17 protein-coding genes are annotated in these 17,500 nt (G+C 63.1%); 12 read left to right on the forward strand and 5 right to left on the reverse strand.

Annotated elements, in window-relative coordinates:
* Position 1 precedes the first annotated feature (1 nt).
* From G4D79_RS08095 to G4D79_RS08135, 9 genes are all read left to right on the forward strand, one after another.
* Positions 2-784: an SDR family oxidoreductase gene (locus tag G4D79_RS08095; protein WP_099697139.1), complete on the forward strand. Its 783-nt coding sequence runs from the start codon at positions 2-4 to the stop codon at positions 782-784.
* On the forward strand, positions 777-1,811 hold the full coding sequence (locus tag G4D79_RS08100) for a phosphotransferase family protein (protein ID WP_039973187.1): 1,035 nt from the start codon (positions 777-779) through the stop codon (positions 1,809-1,811). Before G4D79_RS08095 ends, G4D79_RS08100 begins: the two co-directional genes overlap by 8 nt.
* 45 nt (positions 1,812-1,856) lie before the next feature.
* Positions 1,857-2,615 carry a 3-oxoacyl-ACP reductase FabG gene (gene fabG / locus G4D79_RS08105; protein ID WP_042446291.1) on the forward strand — a complete coding sequence of 253 codons (759 nt, stop codon included), beginning with the start codon at positions 1,857-1,859 and terminating at the stop codon, positions 2,613-2,615.
* Between the two features lie 34 nt (positions 2,616-2,649).
* Entirely contained in the window at positions 2,650-3,843 is a 1,194-nt protein-coding gene (locus G4D79_RS08110; RefSeq protein ID WP_058038321.1) for an acyl-CoA dehydrogenase family protein, read from the forward strand.
* Positions 3,840-4,937, forward strand: a complete 1,098-nt coding sequence (locus tag G4D79_RS08115; protein ID WP_099697138.1) for an acyl-CoA dehydrogenase family protein — start codon at positions 3,840-3,842, stop codon at positions 4,935-4,937. Before G4D79_RS08110 ends, G4D79_RS08115 begins: the two co-directional genes overlap by 4 nt.
* Before the next feature lie 31 nt (positions 4,938-4,968).
* On the forward strand, positions 4,969-5,952 hold the full coding sequence (locus tag G4D79_RS08120; RefSeq protein WP_042446288.1) for an NADPH:quinone oxidoreductase family protein: 984 nt from the start codon (positions 4,969-4,971) through the stop codon (positions 5,950-5,952).
* A 79-nt stretch (positions 5,953-6,031) separates the two neighbouring features.
* Complete coding sequence (locus G4D79_RS08125; RefSeq protein WP_007730836.1) at positions 6,032-7,231, forward strand: acetyl-CoA C-acyltransferase; 1,200 nt, start codon at positions 6,032-6,034, stop codon at positions 7,229-7,231.
* Complete coding sequence (locus G4D79_RS08130) at positions 7,228-8,013, forward strand: RhlG family 3-oxoacyl-ACP reductase (protein WP_020909426.1); 786 nt, start codon at positions 7,228-7,230, stop codon at positions 8,011-8,013. Before G4D79_RS08125 ends, G4D79_RS08130 begins: the two co-directional genes overlap by 4 nt.
* A 173-nt stretch (positions 8,014-8,186) precedes the next feature.
* A complete protein-coding gene (locus G4D79_RS08135) occupies positions 8,187-9,386 on the forward strand; it encodes a DUF4185 domain-containing protein (protein ID WP_064113694.1) in 1,200 nt (399 codons plus the stop codon).
* A gap of 6 nt (positions 9,387-9,392) precedes the next feature.
* On the opposite strand, the gene G4D79_RS08140 is transcribed toward G4D79_RS08135, so the two are convergent.
* The 5 genes from G4D79_RS08140 to G4D79_RS08160 all read right to left on the reverse strand — a co-directional run bounded on the left by G4D79_RS08140 (position 9,393) and on the right by G4D79_RS08160 (position 14,049).
* On the reverse strand, positions 9,393-11,432 hold the full coding sequence (locus G4D79_RS08140; protein WP_099697137.1) for a YhgE/Pip domain-containing protein: 2,040 nt from the start codon (positions 11,430-11,432) through the stop codon (positions 9,393-9,395).
* Between the two features lie 133 nt (positions 11,433-11,565).
* Positions 11,566-12,162 (reverse strand): SRPBCC domain-containing protein, encoded by a 597-nt coding sequence (locus tag G4D79_RS08145; RefSeq protein ID WP_047269425.1) that lies wholly within the window; start codon positions 12,160-12,162, stop codon positions 11,566-11,568.
* The gene (locus G4D79_RS08150; RefSeq protein ID WP_003942971.1) at positions 12,159-12,536 is read right to left on the reverse strand and encodes a helix-turn-helix transcriptional regulator; all 378 of its coding nucleotides are present in this window, start codon (positions 12,534-12,536) and stop codon (positions 12,159-12,161) included. The genes G4D79_RS08145 and G4D79_RS08150 overlap by 4 nt, the downstream gene beginning before the upstream one ends.
* Before the next feature lie 61 nt (positions 12,537-12,597).
* Positions 12,598-13,281: a GntR family transcriptional regulator gene (locus G4D79_RS08155; RefSeq protein ID WP_003942830.1), complete on the reverse strand. Its 684-nt coding sequence runs from the start codon at positions 13,279-13,281 to the stop codon at positions 12,598-12,600.
* Between the two features lie 36 nt (positions 13,282-13,317).
* The gene (locus G4D79_RS08160; protein ID WP_050655975.1) at positions 13,318-14,049 is read right to left on the reverse strand and encodes an aspartate/glutamate racemase family protein; all 732 of its coding nucleotides are present in this window, start codon (positions 14,047-14,049) and stop codon (positions 13,318-13,320) included.
* A gap of 170 nt (positions 14,050-14,219) precedes the next feature.
* Between G4D79_RS08160 and G4D79_RS08165 the strand changes: the two genes are divergently transcribed.
* The 3 genes from G4D79_RS08165 (at position 14,220) to G4D79_RS08175 (ending at position 17,498) form a co-directional block, all read left to right on the forward strand.
* Entirely contained in the window at positions 14,220-14,924 is a 705-nt protein-coding gene (locus tag G4D79_RS08165; protein WP_235867756.1) for a type 1 glutamine amidotransferase, read from the forward strand.
* Positions 14,925-15,043: 119 nt separating this feature from the next.
* Positions 15,044-16,213, forward strand: a complete 1,170-nt coding sequence (locus G4D79_RS08170) for a DUF4185 domain-containing protein (protein WP_099697135.1) — start codon at positions 15,044-15,046, stop codon at positions 16,211-16,213.
* A gap of 22 nt (positions 16,214-16,235) precedes the next feature.
* Complete coding sequence (locus G4D79_RS08175) at positions 16,236-17,498, forward strand: response regulator transcription factor family protein (protein ID WP_099697134.1); 1,263 nt, start codon at positions 16,236-16,238, stop codon at positions 17,496-17,498.
* Positions 17,499-17,500 lie beyond the last annotated feature (2 nt).

The raw sequence follows: 17,500 nt of genomic DNA on the forward strand, positions 1-17,500 counted from the left end.
CATGGCAGGACTGGATCTCACTGGTAAGACGGCAATCGTCACAGGAGCATCGCGGGGCATCGGCCTCGCGACCGCGCAGGCGATTGCGGCGGCGGGCGGAAACGTCGTACTGACTTCGCGCTCACAGGAATCCGCAGATGCGGCTGCCGCGCAGGTGAACGGCAACGCGATCGGCGTCGGCGCTCACGCGACGGACGAGGATGCTGCACGCAAGTGCGTCGAGCAGACGATCGAGCGTTTCGGCAGTCTCGACATCTTGGTGAACAACGCGGGCACCAACCCGTCGTTCGGGCCGATCATCAACCAGGATCACTCGCGCTTCGCCAAGACTTTCGACGTCAACGTGTGGGCTCCAGTCCTGTGGACCGGCCTCGCAGCGCGGGCCTGGATGGGCGAGCACGGTGGTTCCGTGGTCAACACCGCTTCGATCGGCGGCATGGCGTTCGAGGCGGGAATCGGTACGTACAACGCGTCGAAGGCTGCTCTGATCCACATCACCAAGCAGTTGGCGCTCGAGTTGTCACCGAAGATTCGTGTCAACGCCGTTGCGCCGGGAGTGGTGAGAACCAAACTCGCCGAAGCTCTGTGGAAAGAACACGAAGAAGCGGTGTCCGCGTCGACTGCTCTCGGCCGCATCGGTGAACCCGAGGACGTGGCCACTGCCATTGCCTTCCTGGTTTCGGATGCAGCCCAGTGGATCACCGGCGAGGTCATGACCATCGACGGTGGCCAGTTGTTGGGTGACGCACTCCCGTTCCGGCAGGGAGCGTCCGTCGGTGGCTAGCGTCGGAGTAGTGGGACTCGATACCGAAGCGGTCACCGGGTGGATCGCAGGCCTGGGGATCGACTTTTCCGGGCCGTTGTCCTTCGATCGAATCGGCTTGGGGCAATCGAATCTCACGTACCTGGTTCGCGATCAGGACGGCAATCGCTGGGTGCTACGACGCCCACCGCTGGGGCATCTGCTGGCCTCGGCTCACGACGTGGCGCGTGAGGCTCGAATCCTGAGCGCTCTCGAATCCACCGACGTGCCATCGCCGCGAGTATTCGGGTTGACCGAGGATCCTGCCGTCACCGAAGTTCCGCTGCTCCTCATGGAATTCGTGGACGGCGAAGTGGTGGACCGAATGCCTCTTGCGGAGGCGTTGTCGGAAGATCGTCGCCGGGCAATCGGAATCTCGCTCGCTCAGACGCTGGCGAAGATACACGCCGTCGACCTCGAGCAGGCAGGTCTCGACGACTTGGCAAGTCACAAGCCCTACGCCGCGCGGCAGCTGAAGCGGTGGGGTGGTCAGTGGGAACAGTCGAAGACGCGGGAATGCCCTGATCTCGACGATCTCACCCGACGCCTGATTGCAGCCCAGCCGGATCACACTGAAACCACGTTGGTGCACGGCGACTTTCACCTACGCAATGTGATCACCTCGGCGAGCAACGGCGAAGTTGTCGCGGCCCTCGACTGGGAACTGTGCACACTCGGTGATCCGTTGGCGGACGTCGGAAGCTTGTTGGCGTACTGGCCGGCGGCTGGTGAGAATACCGGCGGCGATTTCCCGGCGTCGGCACTCCCGGGATTCCCCTCGCGAGAGGAGATCTCCCGGATCTATCTCGAGGCCACCGGACGGGATCCTGCTGCGCTGAAGTTCTGGCACACGTTGGGACTGTGGAAGATTGCCGTGATCGCCGAGGGCGTGATGCGTCGCGCCCGCGACGAACCGCAGAATGCCGCCGAGAGCGGAACTCCCACCGTGGAACGTATTGACGCCTTGGTCGCCAAAGCCAGGGAAATTGCAGATCAGGCCGGGATCTGACGAGATCGTCCGGTGTCCGTCGAATCACGAAAGTATGGAGGGCCAGTGAGCCAGGAACGTAGAACCGCAATTGTCACGGGTGCAGCACGCGGAATCGGTGCGGCAGTAGCGAAGCGACTGTCGGAAGACGGTTTTGCCGTCGCCGTGCTCGACCTCGACGAAGCGGCGTGTGCCGGAACCGTCGACGCGATCAAGGCCGCAGGCGGACAGGCGCTGGCCGTCGGCGCTGACGTCTCCGACGAGGCTTCGGTCGCCGCAGCGGTGGATCGTGTGGCCGCAGACCTGGGTGCACCTACCGTGCTGATCAACAATGCCGGTATCACTCGCGACAACCTTCTGTTCAAGATGAGTGTTGCCGAGTGGGATTCGGTGATGAACGTCCACCTGCGCGGAGCGTTCCTCATGTCGCGTGCGGTGCAGAAGTACATGGTGGAAGCGAAGTTCGGCCGCATCGTGAACCTCTCGAGCACGTCGGCTCTCGGCAACCGCGGACAGGTCAACTACTCCGCTGCGAAGGCCGGAATGCAGGGCTTCACCAAGACATTGGCCTTCGAGCTGGGCAAGTTCGGCGTGACCGCGAACGCTATTGCCCCCGGATTCATCGAAACCGAGATGACCGCCGCAACGGCCGAGCGCATGGGCGTCGGCTTCGAGGACTTCAAGACCGCTGCCGCTTCGCAGATTCCGGTCAATCGCGTCGGACAGCCCGAGGACATCGCGCACACCGCGTCGTTCTTTGTCAGCGAAGGCGCAGGCTTTGTTTCCGGTCAGGTCGTCTACGTCGCCGGTGGACCGAAGGACTGACCGTCCGCTCACCGCTCGAACCGAAGGAATGGGCATGGCTTTCGACGAAGAGGCAGTATCGCGTGATCTCACCGAGAAGGTGAACACGCTTCTCGCGGAGAACGATCCGAACAGCGTGTCGGTATCGGACTTCCTCGGCGCACGATTCGACGCCGGACTGGCGTGGGTTCATTTCCCCGAAGGTCATGGGGGACTCGGTGTACCGCAGAGCTTTCAGCGTCAGGTGAACGCTCAGCTGGAGGCCGCCGGCGCACCGGGCCCGGCCACCGGCAAGAACGGGATCGGACTGGGCATGGCGGCACCGACCATCGCTGCCTTCGGCACCGAGGAGCAGAAGCAGAAGTTCCTGCGCCCGTTGTGGACTGCGGAGACGGTCTACTGCCAGCTGTTCAGTGAACCGGGCGCAGGTTCGGACCTCGCGGCCGTCGCTACCCGCGCCGTCCGCGACGGCGACGACTGGATAGTCAACGGGCAGAAGGTATGGACGTCGGGCGCGCAGAATGCGCAGCTGGCGATTCTCGTGGCCAGGACCGATCCGTCGCGCTCCAAGCATGCGGGTCTGAGCTACTTCATCTGCGACATGACCGACCCGGGCGTCGATGTCCGGCCGCTGCGTCAGATCACCGGCGAGGCCGAATTCAACGAGGTATTCCTCACGGACGTCAGAATTCCGGACGGCAATCGCCTCGGAGCCGAAGGCCAGGGGTGGAAGGTTGCGACCACCACCCTGAACAACGAGCGTGTTGCCATCGGTTCGGGCGCACCGCGTGAGGGAGGCATGATCGGAAAGGTCGCTCAGGCCTGGCGTGACGAGCCCGAGCTGCGTAACCCGGCGATGCACGACGAGTTGATGCGGCTCTGGACCGAATCCGAAGTTGCGCGTCTGACCGGTGAGCGACTGCGCCAGCAGCTCGCCGCCGGCCAGCCCGGCCCCGAAGGCTCGGGAATGAAGCTCGCGTTTGCCGGTTTGGCCCAGCAGATTTCTGGATTCGACCTCGAACTGCACGGCGAAGCCGGTCTGCGCTACGACGACTGGACACTGCGTCGACCGGATTCCGTCGACTTCACCGGGCGTGAACCCGGATACCGGTACCTGCGAGCCAAGGGCAATTCGATCGAGGGCGGAACGTCGGAGATCCTGCGCAACGTCATCGCAGAACGTGTACTCGGGTTGCCGCCCGAGCATCGCGTCGACAAGGACATCGCCTGGAAGGACCTACCCCGATGAGCGCCGATCTGCTGTACTCCGAGACCGAACAAGATCTGCGAGCCAGCGTCAGACGACTGCTGAGCGAGCGGGCCGGCGCCGACACCGTGGTCACGGCGTACGACGACGTGTCCGCCGACTTCACCGGGCTGTGGAAGTCGCTGGCGTCGGAACTCGGTTTGGCGGGACTGCTGGTACCCGAGGAACTGGGCGGGGCAGGTGCGTCGACGCGTGAAGCGGCGGTCGTGATGGAGGAGATCGGACGTGCGGTCGCTCCCGTTCCGTTCTTCACCAGCGCGGTGCTGGCGACGACGGCGTTGCTGAAGGCCGGCGAGACCGAGGTGCTCGGTCAATTGGCAGCGGGGGATTCGACGGCTGCTCTAGTCGTCCCGTTATCCACTGCACCAGGCACTTTCACACCTACTGTCAAGGTAACGGCGAGTGGACTCGTCGGCAGCGTCACGACGGTTGCCGGCGTCGCCGAGTCCGATGTTCTTGTTGTTCCGGTTGCCGGTGAGAGCGGCCTTGAGCTGCACACCGTTCGGATCGCCGACGTTACTGTCACGCCGGTTCTGTCCCTGGACATGACGCGCCGATTGGCGGACGTCGAGTTCTCGGGGTCGTCGTCGGTGCAGGTCGACAGCGGCAATGCGGCGCAAGCGGTTGAGGAAGCGTTGCTCTGCGGAAGCGCACTTCTGGCGTCCGAGCAGTTCGCTGTAGCTCAGTGGTGCCTCGAAACGACTCTCGCGTATGTGAAGGAGCGCAAGCAGTTCGGCCGGGCGATCGGTTCGTACCAGGCGATCAAGCACCGCCTCGCCGATCTCTGGCTCGAAGTCAGCTCTTCGGGAGCGGCAGCACGATATGCGGCGGACACCTATGCACGCGGCGACGCCGATGCGGCGATCGCAGCGACGGTGGCCCAGGCATTCTGCAGCGGCGTCGCGGTTCATGCTGCGGAGGAGTGCGTCCAACTTCATGGTGGTATCGGAATGACGTGGGAGTATCCGGCGCACCTGTACCTCAAACGGGCGAAGAGCGATCAGCTGTCGCTGGGAACCGCGTATCAGCATCGGGCACGCCTCGCCGAGTTGGTCGACCTCCCGATCTCGTCCTGAAACTCACCCACTATCTGTCTGGAGAATTGCTGTGAAGGCTTGGCGCGTCAACGAACTCGGTCAACCCCGCGATGTGCTCGCGTTGGAGGAGACCGCGGATCCCACCCCGAATGCGACGGAGATGTTGGTCAAGGTGCTGGCGGCTCCGGCCAACTTCCCCGACGTCCTCATGTGCCGGGGTGAGTACCAGATCAAGCCGCCACTGCCCTTCACACCCGGTGTCGAACTGTGTGGTGAAGTGGTCTCGGTCGGTGAATCGGTGACCAAGTTCGCAGTGGGGGACCGGGTGATCGGTAATCCGAGTCTGCCGTCTGGCGGATTCGCCGAGTACTCGGTACTGGATCAGAACAACACGTTCCCGGCGCCGTCGGCTCTCGACGACGCGGAAGCATCCGCTCTGAGCATCGGCTATCAGACAGCGTGGTTCGCTCTGCATCGCCGCACCCAACTGCTCGAGGGTGAGACGTTGTTGGTCCACGCTGCTGCGGGTGGTGTCGGTAGTGCGGCAGTGCAACTCGGCAAGGCGGCGGGCGCCAAGGTGATCGGTGTCGTCGGCGGCCCGGACAAGGCCGAGTACGCGCGCAAGCTCGGCGCAGACCTCGTCGTAGACCGTCACAGTGAGGACTTCGTGGCAGCGGTCAAGGAGTTCACCGGCGGCAAGGGCGCCGACGTGGTCTTCGATCCGGTCGGCGGCGACGCATACGCGAAGTCCACCAAGTGCATCGCCTTCGAGGGACGGATCGTCATCATCGGCTTCGCCGGTGGCACGATCCCGCAGCCGGCACTCAATCACGCTCTCATCAAGAACTATTCGATCATCGGACTGCACTGGGGGCTGTACAAGGCCTACAACCAGCAGGCCATCGACGACTGCCACGTCGAGCTCACCAGGCTCGCCGATGCCGGCTTCGTCAAACCACTGATCAGTGAGCGGTTGTCGTTGACGGACGTTGCCGACGGTATCGGTCGCCTCGGCGACGGCACCACGGTCGGTCGCGTCGTGTTCCAGCCCTGATTCTTGCTGTGCGCCTTTATTAACCCCCGGCGGTTAATAAAGGCGCACAGCACTTCGTGTTCGACGAAAGGATTCCCCGATGAGGCAAGCTGTCATCGTTTCCACCGCCCGTACCCCGATCGGTAAGGCGTACCGCGGCGCGTTCAACAACACTCAGGCTCAAGAGCTTGCTGCACATGCCATTTCGAATGCAGTTCAGCGCGCGGGCCTCGAGGGCGGCGAGGTCGAGGACGTCATCCTCGGCGCCGCGCTGCAGCAGGGCTCTTCCGGCGGCAACGTCGCGCGGCAAGCGGTACTGCGGGCCGGGCTTCCGGACTCGGTGTCCGGAATGACGATCGATCGTCAGTGCTCGTCCGGGCTCATGGCCATCGCGACCGCAGCAAAGCAGATCGTGGACGACGGAATGCAGATCGCGGTCGGCGGCGGAGTCGAATCGATCTCGTTGGTCCAGAACGATCACATGAACAACTTCCGCGCGGCTGATCCGTGGCTGAAGGAAAACAAGCCGTCGATCTACATGCCGATGCTGCACACGGCCGAGATCGTCGCCGAGCGCTACGGAGTCACCCGCGAGCAGCAGGACGAGTTCGCGCTCGTCTCCCAGCAGCGGACCGCAGCGGCCCAGGACGCAGGTCGGTTCGATCTCGAGATCGTCCCGCTGCCCTCGATCAAGCAGGTGCAGGACAAGGAGACGGGTGAGATCCGCAGCGAGTCCGTGACGCTGACCCGCGACGAAGGCAACCGCGCTTCCACCACGTTGGAAGGGCTGTCGAGTCTGCGACCGGTTCTGGCCGACGGGACTGTCAGTGCTCATTCGTCCATTACTGCGGGCAACTCGTCTCAGCTCTCCGACGGCGCTTCGGCGTCGGTTCTGATGGAGGCAGGCGAGGCGGAACGCCGCGGGTTGGCTCCTCTCGGTATCTACCGTGGCATGGCTGTCGCGGGTTGCGCTCCCGACGAGATGGGCATCGGACCGGTGTTCGCGATTCCGCGTCTGCTGGATCTTCACGGGCTGAAGGTCGACGACATCGATCTCTGGGAACTCAACGAGGCCTTCGCCTCTCAGGCCCTGTACTGCCGCGACAAGCTCGGGATCGATCCCGAGAAGTACAACGTCGACGGCGGCGGTATCTCCGTCGGCCATCCGTACGGAATGACGGGGGCTCGTCTGGTCGGCCATGCTCTTCTTGAAGGAAAACGGCGCGGAGCCAAGCTCGTGGTGGTGACCATGTGCATCGGCGGCGGTATGGGTGCTGCCGGGCTTTTCGAGGTCGCATGAGCTTGATCGAGGGACTGTTCGACGTCAGTGGCAAGACCGTTGTGGTCACCGGTGGATCACGCGGCATCGGATACATGATCGCTCGCGGGTTTGTCGAAGGCGGAGCGACGGTCGTCATTTCGGCCCGAAAAGCCGAAGCCTGTGACGAAGCCGCGCGAGAGCTTTCGGAGTTCGGCACCTGCATCTCGCATCCGGCCGATCTGTCCACGGACGAGGGGATCGAGAGCCTCGCTGCGAAGGTCGCCGAGATTTCGCCGACGCTCGACGTACTGGTCAACAACGCCGGTGCCACGTGGGGAGCTCCCGTCGACGATTTTCCGGCCGCCGGCTTCGACAAGATTTTCGACATCAATGTCAAGGCAATCTTCCTCCTGACGCAGAAGCTGTTGCCGCAGTTGCGGTCTGCAGCCACGGCGGAAGATCCCGCGCGCGTGATCAATATCGGATCGATCGACGGACTCGTGGTGTCGGGTTCGGAGAACTTCTCGTACGGAGCCAGTAAGGCTGCGGTGCACATGTTGACGCGCAAGCTCGCGGCAACGCTTGCGGGGGAACAGATCACGGTCAATGCCATTGCGCCGGGCCCGTTCCCGTCGAAGATGATGGCATTCCTCCTCGAGGACGAACAGAGTGCAAAGGCTGTGGCGGACTCGGTCCCGTTGGGCCGGGTCGGAACTCCCCAGGATGCCGCAGGTCTTGCCATCTTCCTGGCTTCACGTGCCGGGGCTTATCTGACCGGCGCGGTGATTCCACTCGACGGCGGTGCGAGCGGAGCGCGCTGACCTACTGACCGATCTCCTCTGTCCCAAAAGGCCTGAAAGTCTGAACTACTATGACTTTCAGGCCTTTTCGTCCCTTTGTCTGATTGGGTTGTCTGTGACTGCAGTTGCTAGATTATCCGAGGTTCGGGGGGAACGACGACGACAACACCAACAATCCCGGCCATGGGGGAGTCATGTTTCGCGCGGGGAGATCGTTGGGGGTGTTCGGGGTAGTTGCTGCTCTGGCAGCTGCTGCCGTCACGGCGGTGGCTTCGCCGGCGATGGCTGCGCCGGGCTGCGTCGGAGTCAGTGGCGTCGGTAGTAGCGGTGGTCCGGCCAATGCGGCGCCGTGGCTCAACGGCAACACCGGAGGGTTGCCAGGTCTATCCGGTCGTACTACCGCGATCGAAAAGGTCACCGGCACATACAGTCCCAACAAGACAGTTGATCGCTTCAATGTCCTGGGTACCGACCTGGGCATCATGTGGGACAACGGTGCGGGGCAGATTCTGACCGCTTTCGGCGATACCACCGGGCTCAGTCGTAACCCCGGCTGCGACGGTTTGGTGGGCGAGTGGCGAAGCAATGTACTCTTCCGCAGCTCGGATCGGGTACTGGCCGACGGTATGCGCATCGACAGCGCGCCGATGGACGGCACAGCTCAGGCGCGTGAGATCATTTCCGGTCTGAAGATTCCGGGCGTCGAGGCCTCCAGCATCCCCACGAGCGGCATCGCAGTGAACGGTGTGCAGTATCTGAGCTACATGTCGGTGCGCAACTGGGGCGAGGCCGGGCAGTGGAGTACAAACTACTCACAGATTGCTACCTCCTCGGACAACGGCGAGACGTGGACCACTCGTCCGGAAACTCTGCGCCCCAACATCGGTGGGGTTCTTCCCGCGGGTGTCGCCCCCGTCGCCGGTAGCGAGAACTTCCAGATGAGCTCGATGGTGAAGGACGGCGGGTTCGTCTACAACTACGGAACCCCCGCGGGACGATCCGGCGAGGTTCGACTTTCTCGCGTGCCCGAGGGGGCGATCCTCGATCTTTCCGCCTACGAGTACTGGAACGGAAACGGCTGGATCCTTGCCGATCCCGCTGCGGCCGTACCCGTCATGGACGGCCGCATCGGTGAGGTCTCCGTTCAGTACAACGAGTTCCTCGGCAAGTTCGTGGCGATGTACGCCGACGCGTTCAGTTCGATCGTGATGCGAACCGCTCCCAGTCCGGTCGGTCCGTGGACGGCACCGGAGACACTGGTCAATCTGGTCGAGGTTCCCGGTATCTACGCCGCATACATCCACCCGTGGTCCAGTGGTTCGGATCTGTACTTCCTTGCCACCACGTGGGCCGACTACAACGTCATGTTGATGCGTACGACGCTCGTTCGCTGATCCGGCTCACGCTTGCGTTTGCTGGAGGTACACGATCTCCTCGGTGATCGGCGCGTCGTCATCGGCGTCGGTCGGCGGTTCTTGTCGGCGGCGCCACCAGATGGTGAACAGGACGGCTCCGATCACCAAGGCAGCCAGAGCGATTACCGCCACCCAGAATTTCGGGCCGTAGTATCCGACAAGGACCATGCGCATGGCGTTGCGCGCCCACGTGAGTGGCATCAGAGCGTGCAGCCACTGCAGAACCGTCGGCATCTGTTCGATGGGGTATACCGCGCCGAAGGCGAAGATCTGAATCATCAAGGCGCCCAGAGCGATGAAGGTTCCGTTGACGGCACCGAACACAACGGTGAAGAGCCTGCCCGAGCTGACCGCGGCGGCACCCACCAGGATCATCACTGCGATCATCGCCAGAACACTAGGTGGTTCGACGTTTGCCACGGTCAGTGACACCACCGACAACACGAGCGCCGCGACCAAGGTGACCAGGGCGGGAATGCGGTAGCGGCGCAGCCCCTCACGTACCACGCTGGTGTGCGAGTTCAGTGAACGTCCGCGTCGTGGGCGGACGACGAACCACGTGAGAATTCCGCACAGGAACAGTGCCACCGAGATCACGGCAGGTACGGCTCCCGGCCCGAAACCGGCTGCGGGATAGTTGTTCCGCGCGTCGACGGCAACCGGGGAGGAGAGGAGATTGGCCGTGGTGGCGCGCTCGTCGTCCGTGAACTGCGGTACCTGGGCGGCACCGTCGGACAAACCGGTGGCGAGTTCCGCGCTGCCCGCGTCGAGCTCGCCGACGCCGGCCGATAGCTGCCCGAGACCGTCACGGAGCGCAATACTTCCAGTGTCCAACTGCCCCAGCCCGGTGGAGAGTTCCTGTGCACCGGTAGCGAGTTGGCCTGCGCCGTCGGACAGTTGGCCCAGGCCGGTGTTGAGTTCACCTGCACCGGCCGCGGCGGCAAGGAGCCCACCACGGTAGTCGCTGCTCGGATCAGTGAGCTGCCGCGAGATTTCCCGCGCGCCGTCGCGAAGCTGGCCGAGCTGACCGATCACGTCGTCGTCCGACGGTTGTGCAGTCAGGGAAGCCCGCAGTCCAGCCAGGGCTTCGACGAGTCCGGCGGAGACCGGATCGGCCGAGTTTCGAAGCATCGACGTGAGGGCGTCGATCTGACCGACGACGGCGTCCGAGGACCCCGCGAGGTCGAGTACCGGGGTGGTGACCATGTCGACCACTTCGCTGATCTGTCGGGCGCCTGCGCCGAGTTCGTCGGTGCCCCCGACCAACTGGTTGAGTCCGCTGCTCAGCTCGCCCGAGCCTGCAGCAGCTTCGCCAGCTCCGGCAGCCAGCTCGCCGGCTCCGGCGGCCAGCTCCTTGCCGCCCTGATTTGCTTCGCCCATGCCGGTGGCGAGTTCCTTGCTTCCAGCGTAGAGCTCGTTGGTTCCGGCAAGCGCTTCGGAGGATCCGTCGGACAGCTGTTGCGCTCCTGCTGCTGCTTCACCGAATCCTGTTCCGAGTTCACCCAACCCGACCAGCACCTGGTCGATGGACTGCTCGCCGATCGACTCGGAGACCGCCGAGCGCACCTGAGCGATGATGCTTTCACCGACCGGGCCGGCGACCAGACTGTTGTAGTCGTTGTACAAGACGTCGAGTTCGGCCTTGCGGCCCGAACCCGATGCGGCACTGGCCACATCCGCGCTGAAAGTTTTCGGAATGACGACCGAGAAGTAATAGGTGCCGTCGTTGACGCCGTCGGCGGCTTCCTGTTCCGAGACGATCTTCCATGCAACGTCTCCGCTCTCGACGAGCGCGGCAACAACTTCATCGCCGGCTTGCAGACGTGTTCCGTCGAGTTCTGTGCCCGCATCGGCGTTGACGATGGCGACGGGCAAGCGGTTGACCGTGTCGCCCGGATCCCACAGTGCCCACATGTAGAACGCCGCAATCGACAGCGGTGCGATGACGAGGACAGCGAGAACTGTCCGGATGATGTGCGTGCGTCGCGTCGTGGCCGCGTTGTCGACTACGGGTTGTGGCGCCATGTGGAGCTCTCTTCTCGTGGACCGAAGCAGGTGTGGCACGAAAGGAAGCCACCAAAACTGCTGGACATACGTCCAGCTCGGTCACGATACAAAGCTAACGGCCATCCTGTGACCGTTTTCGAAGAATTGGGCGTTATCGGCCGCCGTGCTCTGCCTCGATCTTTGCCCACTCCCACCCTCGGAAGTTGGCCAGACGAAGCTCCTCTGCTTCGTCGAAGGTGTACCACTCGGTGCTCGGCGCATCAGGGAGAGTGCCGCGCAAGTATTCGCCCAGGTAGTGAAGTGGGCCTTCCCAGCCGGTTCCGACGCCGTAGCAGCCGGTGTCCGGGTCGTTACGGAAGACATCGGCGACGGAGGCGTGCTCCAACTCGAGCCAGGTGGCGTCGGGGCCGTCGGCAGTCAGCCGGATCTCGACCTGATCGCTGTATCCGCGATCGCCGGGCGGTGTCCACTGCAGTCGCAGCAGGTGTGGGGCGTCGCAGGCCAGGATCTCGCCACTTGCCTGGCCTTCGAAGGCGTACGAGCCGCCCACCTGGAAGTCTCCGCTCACCGGAAGGAAGAAACGGTTGATGCGGTCAGGGGTCGTGATGGCATCCCAGACGTCGTCGACCGACGCGTTGTAGCGGCGCTTGAGTACGGCTGTTCGAGCCGAACCTTCTGCGATGTCGCGGTTACCCATGCTCCGCTCCACCGCGGTGAGGCTGGTGTCCTGGTTCGCGATCTCGGTCATTGTGAGTCTCCTTCGTCGGAAGAATTCGATTGTGAAGATCTGCTCCGCTTCGAGCCGCGTCGTTTCCCGCGTGCGAGTTCTGTGGCCAATGCGTCGAGAGGGCCGCTCCAGAACTGCCGGAATCCGTCGAGCCATTGGTCCACTTCTTGCAATGGCGCGGGCTCGACGGCATAGAGACGCCTGGTGCCTTCGCTGCGGACGGTGGCGAATCCGTTTTCTCGGAGTACTCGCAGGTGTCCGGACGCGGTCGGTTGCGAGATTCCGAACTCCGCTGCCACGACTTCGGCGATCTGACCCGCCGAGCGCTCGCCGCCGGACAGGAGTTCCATGATTCGTCGCCGCACTGGGTCTCCGAGAACGTCGAATGCATGCACCAGTCATTTATATCGGCAATGACCAATATAGGCAAGCGCCGAAACTTGTACCCGGACTCGGTCAGTCCGAGAGCGCGAACTCGTCGGCGTCGAAAAGTTCGCCGATCAGCCCGCCGAGATGGCGTCGATGTTCGGCTGACAGCGTCGCTGCCGCCTCGGCATCGTGGTCTGCGCACAGCTTGATCAGTCTGTTGTGATGATCGACGGAGTCCTGGCTCCCGAGGAGGCTCGAGAACTTGCGGTAGTAGATGCGGTGAATTTGTGGGTGAACCTGGTGAATCAGCTTCTTCAACAGCGGATTCGCCGCAGCATCGATGATGACGCTGTGTAGGCGATCGTCAGCGGTCAGGGCTCGGCCTATGTCGTTTCGCTTGACGGCGGCAGCGAAGTCCTTGTTGGCCGAACGCATCGCCCCGATCATCTCGTCGGTGAGATTCGGTACAGCGGTGACGACGGCCAGTTGGTCGAGAGCTTCGATGACTGCGAGTGTTGCCTCGACGTCGCCGCGGTCGAGGGTGGTGATGCGTGTGTACGCACCGGGTTTCGCTTCCACGAGTCCGGTGTCGACCAGCCTTGCGAGCGCTTCGCGGACCGGAGTTCTGCTCAAGCCCAGATACTCGGCGAGTTCGCTGTCCTTGATCTTCGAGCCCGGCGCCAGTTCACCCGTGACGATCGCTTCGCGAATGCGTTCGAGAGCGATGTCGCTCATTCGTGCTCGCTCAACCGGTTTACCGCCACGCAACATACTGGATATCGTACTCTGCAGCCTCCCTGCTGCAGGTCAGCCCGAAACGACCATCGAAGGGTGTCTCCGGGCATCTGCAACCCGCCGGAGCAGAGCGCGGGCGAGAATTGTTGCCGGATCGATGATCTGACAGGTTGTGGCGTCGGCGGGCAGTCCGAGCGGAATCTCGGTGCATCCGGCCACGACGACCTGCGCGCCCGATTCGACGAGAAGATCAGCGGCCCTGACGAGCTTGTCGGTGGTCTCGTCTCCGACGTTGCCGCTCTTGATTGCTCGGATCGCCGGCATCACCAGTTCGTCCTGGATCGCAGGTCCGGGCACCAGGACGTCAATCGAGTATTCCGACAGCCATTGTTGATACAACCCGGTGCGGACCGTCCCCGTGGTGGCCAATAGTCCGACGGATGTGACGGCGGGTGAGAGCGTCCGGATGTGCCGAGCGACTTCGTCGATCATGTGGACGACGGGAAGTCCCAGTTGGGACGAGATGGCGGGCAGGAAGGCGTGGGCGGTATTGCATGGGATGGCGAGCGTCGTCGCGCCCGACTCTCGGAGAACGCGCGCACCGCGGATCAGCCAGGGGGTGGGGTCAGGGCCGTTCTCGGTGAGTGCCAATGTCCGGTCGGGAACGGTGGGATCGGCCCAGATGACAACTTTGGGGTGCTCCTGATCCGTCGAACCTGGTGTCAGCGCAACGAGTTTGGAGTAGAAGTCGGCAGTAGCGGCGGGCCCCATGCCTCCGAGTATTCCGATGACGGGGTCGCTCATGGCCATTCTCATGTGACAAGTACACCCTTCTGGAATCCAATATATTGGATTCTACGTCTTGGTGATCAGAGTGCGGGAAACGGCAAGTAGTTGTCAAGCGTGGCGCCGCCGCGACCGGCAGCAGAAAGGGCCATAGGCTTACAGGCATCGGGAGCGAAAGGACCGCGAGCATGCATTTTCTGGAGCTACGACACGCGCAGTGTGAACCCCCAGCGGCGTATTCGCCTGTCCTGGAGAGCTACGGAGACGTGCAGACTGTTCTTCTGGGCACCGACCCGCTTCCTGCCGATCGACGGTTCGACGCCGTGATCGTGATGGGCGGGCCGATGGGCGTCGGCGATCAGGGCGAGGTCGAGTGGTTGGCATCCGAGATCGAATACATTCGCGATCTGGTCGAGAGCGACGTCCCGGTGTGGGGAGTGTGTCTGGGTTCGCAGTTGCTCGCCGCGGCGCTGGGTGCTCGCGTCTACACGGGCGCTGTGCCTGAAGTCGGAGTTGAGGAGATCACCTTGACTGTCGAGGGCCGGCAAGATCCCGTGTGGGGAGATCTGCCCTCCACTTTTCCTGCAATGCAATGGCATTCGGATACCTTCGACATTCCGAACGGCGCGGTTCGGCTCGCTGGTTCAGCCAAGTATCCGAATCAACTCTTCCGATACAAGCAGAGTTACGCCGTTCAGTTTCACCTCGAAGCGTCCTCCGCGGTGGCGCGCGAGTGGATGGAACTGGCCGAGTACCGCGATTCGCTGCATGCTTCGCTGGGAGCGGACGGTCCGCGCATCTTCATGCAGCAGTTGAGTGCAGCCGAGTCGCAGGGGCTCGAGATTGCCGCAGCCGTGATGGAGAAATGGTTGAAATCCATCTCCACCGAATAAGCCCGTTTTGTCCTGATTGACCGATTTACCTGTTACCTTGTGTTCTCGTGGGTGGATGAACCGATCCGGTCGAGCAACACACCTCGTAGAGTCCGGATCTCCCCCGCGAAAGGGGAGCGATGCGCCGGATGCGGAAGATATCGACAGCAGCAGTGACGTGTGTACTCGCGTCGACCGCGGTCTTGGGGGCGACCCAGGCCAATGCATCCCCGTGGGATTGCAATGTCACCAGGAGCTTGGATCAATCAGGTGGGCCGACCAATCCGATTCCCTGGCTCAACGGCACGGATGGCAAACTGCCGGAATTGCAAGGCCGCACCTCGGCGGTCGAGTACATCACGGGCGCGCTGAGCCCCAACCAAACCGTCGAGCGGTTCAACGTTCTCGGCACGGATCTGGGCATCATGTGGGACAACGGCGCAGGTCAGGTCCTGACAGCTTTCGGTGACACCGTCGGTATCGGATCTGATCCTCTGTGCTCCGGGGTGGTCGGCGACTGGCGCAGCAACGTCCTGTTCCGTAGCTCGGACGGAAATCTGTCCGACGGCATGAACATCGACTCCTCACCGACCGACCGACCGAATCACTCGCGCGAGATCATCGGAAGTCTGAAAGTCACCGGCGTCGAAACCAGCAGCATTCCGACGACGGGTATCTCGGTGGGTGGCGTTCAATACGTCAATTACATGTCGATCCGCTCGTGGGGAGGGTCGGGCGAGTGGGTCACCAACTTCTCGCAGATCGCGTCCTCACACGATAACGGTGAGACCTGGCAGGTCGAACCGGCCTCGTCCCGGCCCAATCTGCCGTTGACGGGGAACGACAACTTCCAGATGGGTTCCTTCGTCAAAGACGGTGGTTACGTCTACAACTTCGGTACCCCCGCGGGACGTTTCGGCGAGGGGCGCCTTTCGCGGGTCAAGGAAGCCTCCATCGCGGACGTCGCGGCGTACGAATACTGGGACGGAAAGGCATGGGTCCCCAACAATCCCGCTGCCGCGGCGGTAGTTCTCGACGGGGATGTCAGCGAACTGTCGGTGCAGTACAACAACTATCTCGGCAAGTTCGTCGCGATGTACTCCAACGAGTGGGGAGCGTTGGTGCTGCGGACGGCGTCGGACCTGACCGGCCCGTGGAGCGCACCGGACGTCGTGATCGGCACCGACGAGGTTCCGGGACTCTACGGCGCGTACATGCACCCCTGGTCGCAGGGGCAGGACCTCTACTTTCTCGCCACCACGTGGTCCGACTACAACGTGATGCTCATGAAGACCACGCTGCACCAGTGAACCGGATGGTTATCGTTGAACAGTGAGCACCACCGACAATGCGCTACTGATCACCGCCCTTCGAGACGTGTTGGTGGGACCACTTCCCGAAATCGGCCGACGATTTTCGACGCTGATCGCGGACATGGCGCCGCACACCTCTCTGGTGATCTTCACCCGTGAGTGCACCGGTAGGCCGCGCAAGGTTGCCGGGGATCCAGCCGTCGTCGATCGTGTGACCATCGCCGAACTCGACCGTATCCGTACGGATCTCACTGTCGGACAGATATTTCGGGGAAAGTGCGCTATCGCCGGCCGAGACCGTGAAGTGCTCGCGATGCTCGATCGAACAGACACCCTCCTCGTGCTGACGCCACACCCCGGACCGGTGAAGGCGGCATCCCTCGAATTGATCCAGGCACTGTTCGCGGTGACTGCAACCGGAATTCAGCTCCAGGTGCGGAACGCGAGTCCGGCATATCTCGCCGAGTCGCGGGCAGCGTCGTCCGAGCGTGCACGCACCGTGGCAGAGATGACGGAGGTGCATGCGGCCACCCTCGAGACGATGCTGGCGACGCTGCGCTCGGCGGATCTCGACGACACGCGTGCTCGAACCTCGGCCAGGGAGACTGCGGCTTCGGCCCTGATCGGCCTGCGTTCGGCCGTCGACGTGCACCGCGAGTTGGCCGAGGAGTCGACCACCACCGCTTTTGCGCGGATGCGTGGGGAATTGCGTTCGCTGCTCAAGCATCGGGAAATCGCGTTGGAGTTGGTGGAGCCACCCGTCGACGGGCGTGGGTTACCCGGTGAAGTGGCGCACGGCGCCCGCGCGGTCGTCCGCGGCGCGGTCTTGGCCTTGTCGGATCAGCAGACGCTCTCGCGAATCCGGGTGGCCTGGACCCTCGACGCGGCTTCGCTCTCGATCGACATCCGCGACGACGGTGGTGGTGAAGCCGACGTGATCGACGTGGAACGCCAATTACGTTCGAGGGTAGAGACTTTGGGTGGAACCGTCGAATCCGAGTCGACGCCCGGGTGGGGGAACCGGATCAGCGCAACCATCCCGCTCGACGCGCCCGTCGCCCTACCGAACCGCGACGTCCTCACCGAACTGGCACCGCGGGAGTTCGAGGTACTCGAGCATCTGGTGGCAGGACGGCGCAACAAGGCGATCTCGGAGCGACTCGGTGTCAGTGAGAGCACAGTCAAGTTTCATGTTACCGGGGTCCTGCGGAAATTGGGCGTCGAGAGTCGGGGTGCGGCGGCCGCCGCGGGCGCCGAGGCCGGCGTGAAGCCCGCGCCCTAGTC

Source organism: Rhodococcus sp. WY5 (genome assembly GCF_018588185.1).
Classification (GTDB): Bacteria; Actinomycetota; Actinomycetes; order Mycobacteriales; family Mycobacteriaceae; genus Rhodococcus_F; species Rhodococcus_F qingshengii.

Excerpts from the sequence above, each read along its gene's own strand:
- G4D79_RS08115 (WP_099697138.1), top strand. The coding sequence starts at position 3,840 with ATGAGCGCCGATCTGCTGTACTCCGAGACCGAACAAGATCTGCGAGCC.
- G4D79_RS08155 (WP_003942830.1), bottom strand. The coding sequence starts at position 13,281 with ATGTTGCGTGGCGGTAAACCGGTTGAGCGAGCACGAATGAGCGACATC.
- G4D79_RS08160 (WP_050655975.1), bottom strand. The coding sequence starts at position 14,049 with ATGAGCGACCCCGTCATCGGAATACTCGGAGGCATGGGGCCCGCCGCT.
- G4D79_RS08125 (WP_007730836.1), top strand. The coding sequence starts at position 6,032 with ATGAGGCAAGCTGTCATCGTTTCCACCGCCCGTACCCCGATCGGTAAG.
- G4D79_RS08145 (WP_047269425.1), bottom strand. The coding sequence starts at position 12,162 with ATGACCGAGATCGCGAACCAGGACACCAGCCTCACCGCGGTGGAGCGG.
- G4D79_RS08165 (WP_235867756.1), top strand. The coding sequence starts at position 14,220 with ATGCATTTTCTGGAGCTACGACACGCGCAGTGTGAACCCCCAGCGGCG.
- G4D79_RS08135 (WP_064113694.1), top strand. The coding sequence starts at position 8,187 with ATGTTTCGCGCGGGGAGATCGTTGGGGGTGTTCGGGGTAGTTGCTGCT.
- G4D79_RS08110 (WP_058038321.1), top strand. The coding sequence starts at position 2,650 with ATGGCTTTCGACGAAGAGGCAGTATCGCGTGATCTCACCGAGAAGGTG.
- G4D79_RS08130 (WP_020909426.1), top strand. The coding sequence starts at position 7,228 with ATGAGCTTGATCGAGGGACTGTTCGACGTCAGTGGCAAGACCGTTGTG.
- G4D79_RS08140 (WP_099697137.1), bottom strand. The coding sequence starts at position 11,432 with ATGGCGCCACAACCCGTAGTCGACAACGCGGCCACGACGCGACGCACG.
- G4D79_RS08095 (WP_099697139.1), top strand. The coding sequence starts at position 2 with ATGGCAGGACTGGATCTCACTGGTAAGACGGCAATCGTCACAGGAGCA.
- G4D79_RS08170 (WP_099697135.1), top strand. The coding sequence starts at position 15,044 with ATGCGCCGGATGCGGAAGATATCGACAGCAGCAGTGACGTGTGTACTC.